The organism is Thiomicrospira sp., assembly GCF_036568485.1.
Taxonomy (GTDB): Bacteria; Pseudomonadota; Gammaproteobacteria; order Thiomicrospirales; family Thiomicrospiraceae; genus Thiomicrospira.
The window spans coordinates 1-6,742 of sequence record NZ_DATCSL010000106.1 but is presented as its reverse complement, the minus strand read 5'-3'; the positions used below and the strand labels follow the sequence as shown (position 1 = coordinate 6,742).

The following is a 6,742-nucleotide window of genomic DNA, read 5'->3' as shown; positions in this document are numbered from 1 at the left end:
CTCAGTGACAAGCGCGACCGCTTCTTGTTTAAATTCTTTGGTGTAAGTTTTATAAACTCGCTTCTGACTCATAACCACTCCTAGATTCGACAACATCTATTGTCTCTCATTGAAGTGTCCGTTTCTATTAGACCAGTTCATACCTGCAGCTTCCAAAGAAGAAAAATACTGGTTTGAAGTAAAATATCGAAAAAAACAATTAGAAAAATTGCAGGTCCAAGGTACGATAATGAATGCCTCTGGAAACAACACTAAAGATAATGTCCTAATTATCACAAATGCTACTATTTCCAATTCTACATTAGATTGGATCAAAGACTTTCAAAACACTCATAAAACACCAAGTATTTCAGTTTGGCAAGGGCACGATCTAGAACTTCTTCTAAGAAAAAACCCGCGAACCTTAGCTAAGTTCCTTCCATCCTCACTTGCATTTAGTGGTCGTTGTAAAGTTATTGAGTCCAAATTTTCAAACTTAATGCTTCTTCCTGCTGGTGGGGAGCTAGATGAGTTGTGGGAGAAAAGGGGGGAGTATTATGAAGACTCGTATCTCACTTTAATTGCGGTTTTGGCTGAGGTGGCTTATGGGGATTTAGTTAACCACCAATGGGGGTTAGACTTAGATGAAGTTAGGCTGTTCTCCGTTGCTGCAACTGGAATGCTAAATGTATATCCATTTATATTTAAATGTAGTGCTTTGAATAGAGACCAAGCTCCATTGATTCATGGGTTGTCTTATATTATGCAATGTCTTCTTCTTAGATCTGGTGAGGAGGTAACTGCTAAATTGCTGTTCAATCCTGAAGAGTTCTCTGAATCGAGTGCAGAGCTACCTGATAAATATAAATTTAATCGCTATGAGCCAATTTTCAACACTCTCTTTCATGAACTTAGCGTTAGATGTAGTGAAAATTATTGTTCTAAAGTTAGCCATATCAGGAAGAATGAGGAAAGTAACTACTTTAATAGATTTCTAAAAGCTCCTGTTAAAGAAAATGAAGACAAAATGCTTATCCTTAACTCGATACATGGGAATTGCGAAATTGGCCTTGTTTCTGATGGTAGCTATTGTTCACTTGGCAATTCACATGAGGCTCCCAAGACGCAAGCTAGTCTAGTTGATAAACTTAAATTTGCTCGTGGGGTAATCATAAACCGTTTAGGACTGCTAAGTGAAAAATTCTAACAAAAAGCTGCACGCGGATACATATTGATACGCTCTTTTTTGTGTGAGTCGTTACGCTCCATTTTCACACAAAAACGCTCTCCGCAATTTGTACCGGTGAGCTTGGCGTTAAGCGAATACAATTAGCAGGTATAAAAAAGGGGACACTACCCATTAACTTGATAAAGCGTTAATGGATTGCGTTCCCGTTTCATGGGAAATAGTACAAACAAGAAATGAAAAAAAGTATTTTCTACGAAGACTTTTAACTCTCCGTAACAACTTCAGAAACTTAAAAGCCGCAATTTGATATTATTCCTTTCAAACCACCAGGCCTGGTGGTGACTATTTAAGAGTTAAGTATATGGATTTATTTGAGCAGTATCGCTGGGTAACACAGTTGGCCTTTACGCTAGGCGTATTTATTGCCTATTTAATGGTCTTTAAGTTAGTCGCCAAGGGCGTTCGCTCTTGGGCGGCACAGCACAGCAAACGAAAAGTGCGGGTTGAGCAGGTGGTGCGTTACTTTAAGGTGTTAATGTTAGTTGTTTTGTTTGTGTTGGTGACGATGATCTGGGGTGTGGATTATCGTGGTTTGTGGTTGGTTGCTACCTCTGTGTTAGCGGTGTTAGGTGTGGCGTTATTTGCCCAGTGGTCGATTTTAAGCAACTTAACATCGGGTGTTATCGTGTTCTTTACTTTTCCGGCAAGAGTCGGGGATTCGATAGAGATTGTGGATGGCGTTAACTCAGTGAAAGGTGAGTTGTTAGAAATTGGCATGTTTCAGATTCATGTGCGCGACGATGAAGGGCATACGTTAGTCTATCCAAACAACCTGTTATTGCAAAAACCAGTAAAGAAAATTAAACCTTTGAAATCAAAGCCTTCAATACAAGCGCTTAACTGGAAAAAGCGTAAAGCAGATTAAATATATCCGTCATGGCTTTTGATAAAAGGGGATACTCCCCTTAAACGCGACTGAAAGGTGCGTCTCTATAACCAAGGACCAAATTCTTAATAAATACTTATCTCTAAACTTTAACTTATGAATCCAGAAAACTTACAAAAACTCGTTACCGTCGCTATGCCTTATGGCAAATACAAGGGGCGAATTATTGCTGATTTGCCAGGAAATTACCTTAATTGGTTTGCGCGTGAGGGCTTTCCATCTGGTCATTTAGGGCAGTTATTGGCTCTAATGCAGGAGTTAGATCACAATGGTTTAAAGCACCTTCTTGATCCGTTAAGAAAATAAGCTTTTTGAATAGAGAAAGGGGATTCGGATGGACTTGAAACGTAGTCAACTTAATGAGGCGGCTGAAGATGGCTTGATAAGTCCGCAGCAGGCCGACAAGCTTTGGATGTTTTTGAGTGAGCGGGGGATGGATACGCCGAGTTTTCGTTTTTCTCATATCCTATATTACGCCGGTGGCCTGACGGCGATTGGCGCGATGAGTTTATTTATGACGCTGGGTTGGGAGCGTTTTGGCGGATGGGGTTTGTTTTTTATTGCGCTTGCTTATGCCGGAGCCGGGCTTTGGTTAACGGAGTTTTTGTTAAACCGCAGTAAACTCTCCATTCCAGCAGGCATTACGGCTTCGTTTGTGGTGGTGCTAACACCTTTGGCGGTGTATGGCTTGCAAGTTGCATTAGGTTGGTGGGAAGCCGAGCATGTTTATCGTGATTTGCACCGCCTGATTGATGGACGCTGGATGTTTATGGAGCTGGCGACACTGGCCGTGGGCGCGCTTATGTTGTGGCGTTATCGTTTGCCTTTTTTGGTGATGCCGGTTGCGGTGACGCTTTGGTATATGAGCATGGACCTTACCCCATTCTTGTTTAACAATGAGGATTTGACTTTTGAGCTTCGAAAGTTAGTCTCGCTGATATTTGGCCTTCTCATGCTCGTATTGGCTTTTTGGGTTGATATTCAAACCCGCCAACAAAAAGACTACGCTTATTGGCTTTACCTGTTTGGCGTGGTCACCTTTTGGGGTGCCTTGTCGTTTATGAACTCAGACAGCGAACTGAGCAAATTCATCTATTTATGCATCAATCTGCTAATGATTGTCGTTGGTGCGATTCTTTCACGTAGAGTTTTTGCTGTGTTTGGTGGGCTGGGCGCGGCTGGCTACCTTGGGCACTTAGCTTATGATGTATTCAAAGACAGTATGTTGTTTCCTTTTGTGCTGACATTGATGGGGCTTGGTGTTATTTTGCTTGGTATCTATTGGCAGCGACATGAAGCTAATATTAGTGGCTATCTACGAGGCTTAATGCCACAAGCCTTGAAACAATTGATCGAAAAGCAGCATTCATTCTAGGCTGCGGCGTGTTGGTTTTATGAGACTTTCACCCACCACCAGGCCTGGTGCTTATGGAATTACGTTTAGTTCAAAGACGTTAAAACAGAGTGTATGGAAGGGTTTTTATGACGGATCATTTCGGTTCTTGTCTGTGTGGCACAGTGAAATTTGCGGTAAAAGGTGAGTTTGACAGCTTTTACCTGTGTCATTGTCAGCACTGTCAAAAAGATACAGGCTCAGCTCATGCAGCAAATCTATTCTCAAATTCAGCTAAATTGGTCTGGCAATCGGGTGCAGATGCTGTGACTTCCTTTACGCTCCCAGGTACTCGCCATAATAAGAGCTTTTGTAAGCTGTGTGGTTCAGCATTGCCAAGTACTCAAATGGCAGATAGGCTCGTTGTTCCGGCAGGGTGCTTGGACACTGAAGTCACTATGTTGCCAACGGCACACATTTTTTTATCCAGCAAAGCGGCTTGGGATGAGGGCTTAGGAGAGGTGCCAAAGTTCGAAGAACTGCCAGATTGAGCTACCATCATATAATCAAGTGGTATATAAACTCTATAGCAGGGCTGGTGATATGGAATTACGTTTAAATCAACGCATTGCGGATATTGATCGCCAGGCCTGGAATGGGTTGGTGGTGGATAACAATCCGTTTTTGCGTCATGAGTTTTTGCAGGCGCTGGAGGATCACCAGTGCGTGAGTGCGGAATTTGGTTGGTATCCGCAGCATGTCGCGTTATATGATCAAGGCCGTTTGATTGCGGCGATGCCTTTGTATGCGAAAACTAATTCTTATGGTGAGTTTGTATTTGACCAGGCCTGGTCGCAGGCGTGGCAATCGGTGGGTTTGGCTTATTTCCCAAAATGGGTGAGTTCGATTCCTTATGCGCCGGTGACGGGGCAGCGATTTCTGATTAGTCCTGATTTAAATGATCCTTACACGCCGGATCAAATCCGTGCGTTATTAGTTAAACATTTACAACTAATAGCAGAAGAGCAGGGTGTGAGTGGTTGGCATATTTTATTTGCCGAGCATTATGCAGAACCGAACGACCAGGCCTGGTTGTCGGCTCAATCCGATTGGCTGATTCGCCACGATTGCCATTTTCATTGGTTTAACCGCGACTACCAAACTTTTGATGATTTTCTAGCGCAGCTTAAACCCAAAAAACGCAAGAATATCAAACAAGAACGCCGCAAAGTTGAAGAGGCGGGCGTGACTTTGCGACGCTTAAATGGTCACACCGCCAGCGAACAAGATTGGCAGGATTTTGCCTATTTTTATCAAAAAACCTTTAGCGAAAAACACAGTTTAGCCACCTTAAACCAAGGCTTTTTCCAGGCGGTCGCGCAGGCTTTGCCAGAACAGGTGTTATTGGTAATGGCGGATCGGGATGGGGAAACGATTGCCAGTTCGCTGATGTTTGTGAGCGATTCGGTTTTATTTGGTCGTCATTGGGGTTGCATAGACGAGGTAAACAGTCTGCATTTTGAAGCCTGTTATTACCAAGGCATTGAGTTTGCGATCGAAAAAGGCTTAAAGCGGTTTGAGCCGGGCGCTGGCGGTGAACATAAAATTGCGCGTGGGTTTGAACCGATTATCAGCCAGTCGGCACACTGGTTAACGCCGAATCCGTTTCAAGACGCGCTGACCGGTTTTCTACTAGAAGAGCAGCGCATGATTGAGGATTATTATGCGGATTGCCAATCTCACACACCATTTCAATAATTTAACCAGTCTTATGTTTGTTGATCTATATCAATATGGCCTGGTTATTGCTAATATTCCAATCAGTTAGCGAAACCTTTTAGATCAAGCTCTGGAGAGCCGTTGTGATTACGTTTAATTTCAATTTCAAACAGCCTAGTATTCTTAGAAATATGTTTTTAGCCTTTTTAGGCTTTGGCATTGTTATGGGCTTAGTGTTTCCGATTTTTGCCAATCTCTTTGTCGAGTGGAAACCAGGCATGCTGATTTGGTTTGTGATTGCCTGTATTGCGGCGGGTGTGAGTATTGGGATATTCAATTTCTGGCTATTAAACAAGATGTTACTTAAACGTCTTCAACGTATTGGCGAAGTCGCGAAATCGATCAGCCATAACGATATTTCAGTTAAGTGTGAGTTTAATAGTCACGATTTTATTGGTGAGATGGCTGATAGCTTTAACATCATGACGCATAACTTGCGTTTTATGGTGCAGAAGATTTACGACGTGTCGTCGCACATGAATCATGCCGCTTTGACGATGTTACAAGAGGTTGAGGTCACCCAACAAGATGTGGACTTGCAAAAGCAAGATACGCAAAAAATGGTATTGGCGATGCAGTCGATGCGTGAAGCATTAGAGAAAGTCTCGCTGCAAGCTAAAGACGCTTTAAACGCCGCCGAAGTGGCGAATAAACAATCTCAGCAGGGTCGCAAAAATGTTGAAGATTCGACACGTTCTATTAACCAACTAGCCAGCCAGGTGGATGCGGCCGCTGAGGTAATTAAACGTTTAGAAAAAGACAGCATTGAAATTTCGAATGTGTTGGGTGTGATTCAAGATATTGCTGAACAAACTAATTTGTTAGCGTTAAATGCCGCGATTGAAGCGGCTCGTGCGGGTGAACATGGGCGCGGTTTTGCGGTGGTGGCGGATGAGGTTCGAACCTTGGCAAGCCGTACTCAAGAATCTACCTTGGAAATTGAATCGACCATTTCACACCTTGCCAAAGTGTCAAGAGAAGCCGCCAAGGCGATGACAGAAGGGCGTGAACAAGCTCGTTTAAGTGTCGAACAAGCTAACACGGCGGGTCAGTCGTTAAGTTCGATTGAAAGCGCGGTGGCGACGATTAATCATAAGAACTTACAGATTGTTGAATCCAGTATTCAGCAGTCTCAACACGCTGATTTGGTGGACAGTAATTTAAACAAAGTCAGTGATGCATCCGAAAAGGTTGTGAAAAGCGCACACAAAACGCTGGATGCCAGTAACCAAGTTGGTCAGTTAGCGAATCAGCTAAGTCAGTTGATTGGCATGTTTAAGGTTTAAATTTAATATAAGCCTGAAATGCCTGAACCAGCCAGTTTAGATTTTAGCGAGATAAAAAAATGCCCCAATTAAGGGACATTTTTGTTTCAGCGTTTTAAGCCTGACGAATTAAGCGCGTTTGCGGAATTCGTTAGTACGGGTATCGATTTCGATTTTATCGCCAATCTCAACAAACGCCGCTACTTGAAGCTCGGCACCGTTATGTAGGCGAGCGACTTTCATTACTTTAC

7 protein-coding genes and 1 pseudogene are annotated in these 6,742 nt (G+C 43.0%); 7 read left to right on the top strand and 1 reads right to left on the bottom strand.

Annotated features, from left to right (window positions below; genetic code table 11):
• The first annotated feature begins 109 nt into the window (after positions 1-109).
• The 7 genes from VIM91_RS10155 (at position 110) to VIM91_RS10125 (ending at position 6,512) form a co-directional block, all read left to right on the top strand.
• Complete coding sequence (locus tag VIM91_RS10155) at positions 110-1,186, top strand: hypothetical protein (protein WP_331864706.1); 1,077 nt, start codon at positions 110-112, stop codon at positions 1,184-1,186.
• 343 nt (positions 1,187-1,529) lie between these two features.
• On the top strand, positions 1,530-2,093 hold the full coding sequence (locus VIM91_RS10150; protein ID WP_331864705.1) for a mechanosensitive ion channel family protein: 564 nt from the start codon (positions 1,530-1,532) through the stop codon (positions 2,091-2,093).
• 117 nt (positions 2,094-2,210) lie between these two features.
• Positions 2,211-2,420, top strand: coding sequence for a DUF3820 family protein (locus VIM91_RS10145; RefSeq protein ID WP_331864704.1), 210 nt, complete (start codon positions 2,211-2,213; stop codon positions 2,418-2,420).
• A 28-nt stretch (positions 2,421-2,448) separates the two neighbouring features.
• Positions 2,449-3,489, top strand: a complete 1,041-nt coding sequence (locus VIM91_RS10140) for a DUF2157 domain-containing protein (protein ID WP_331864703.1) — start codon at positions 2,449-2,451, stop codon at positions 3,487-3,489.
• 107 nt (positions 3,490-3,596) lie between these two features.
• The gene (locus tag VIM91_RS10135; protein ID WP_331864702.1) at positions 3,597-3,998 is read left to right on the top strand and encodes a GFA family protein; all 402 of its coding nucleotides are present in this window, start codon (positions 3,597-3,599) and stop codon (positions 3,996-3,998) included.
• Positions 3,999-4,050: 52 nt separating this feature from the next.
• Positions 4,051-5,205, top strand: a complete 1,155-nt coding sequence (locus tag VIM91_RS10130) for a GNAT family N-acetyltransferase (RefSeq protein ID WP_331864701.1) — start codon at positions 4,051-4,053, stop codon at positions 5,203-5,205.
• A 104-nt stretch (positions 5,206-5,309) separates the two neighbouring features.
• Positions 5,310-6,512, top strand: coding sequence for a methyl-accepting chemotaxis protein (locus VIM91_RS10125; RefSeq protein WP_331864700.1), 1,203 nt, complete (start codon positions 5,310-5,312; stop codon positions 6,510-6,512).
• 108 nt (positions 6,513-6,620) lie between these two features.
• Here VIM91_RS10125 and VIM91_RS10120 read toward each other — a convergent pair.
• Positions 6,621-6,742, bottom strand: a pseudogene (locus tag VIM91_RS10120) (elongation factor P); the annotation flags it as partial.

Excerpts from the sequence above, each read along its gene's own strand:
- VIM91_RS10150 (WP_331864705.1), top strand. The coding sequence starts at position 1,530 with ATGGATTTATTTGAGCAGTATCGCTGGGTAACACAGTTGGCCTTTACG.
- VIM91_RS10145 (WP_331864704.1), top strand. The coding sequence starts at position 2,211 with ATGAATCCAGAAAACTTACAAAAACTCGTTACCGTCGCTATGCCTTAT.
- VIM91_RS10140 (WP_331864703.1), top strand. The coding sequence starts at position 2,449 with ATGGACTTGAAACGTAGTCAACTTAATGAGGCGGCTGAAGATGGCTTG.
- VIM91_RS10135 (WP_331864702.1), top strand. The coding sequence starts at position 3,597 with ATGACGGATCATTTCGGTTCTTGTCTGTGTGGCACAGTGAAATTTGCG.
- VIM91_RS10130 (WP_331864701.1), top strand. The coding sequence starts at position 4,051 with ATGGAATTACGTTTAAATCAACGCATTGCGGATATTGATCGCCAGGCC.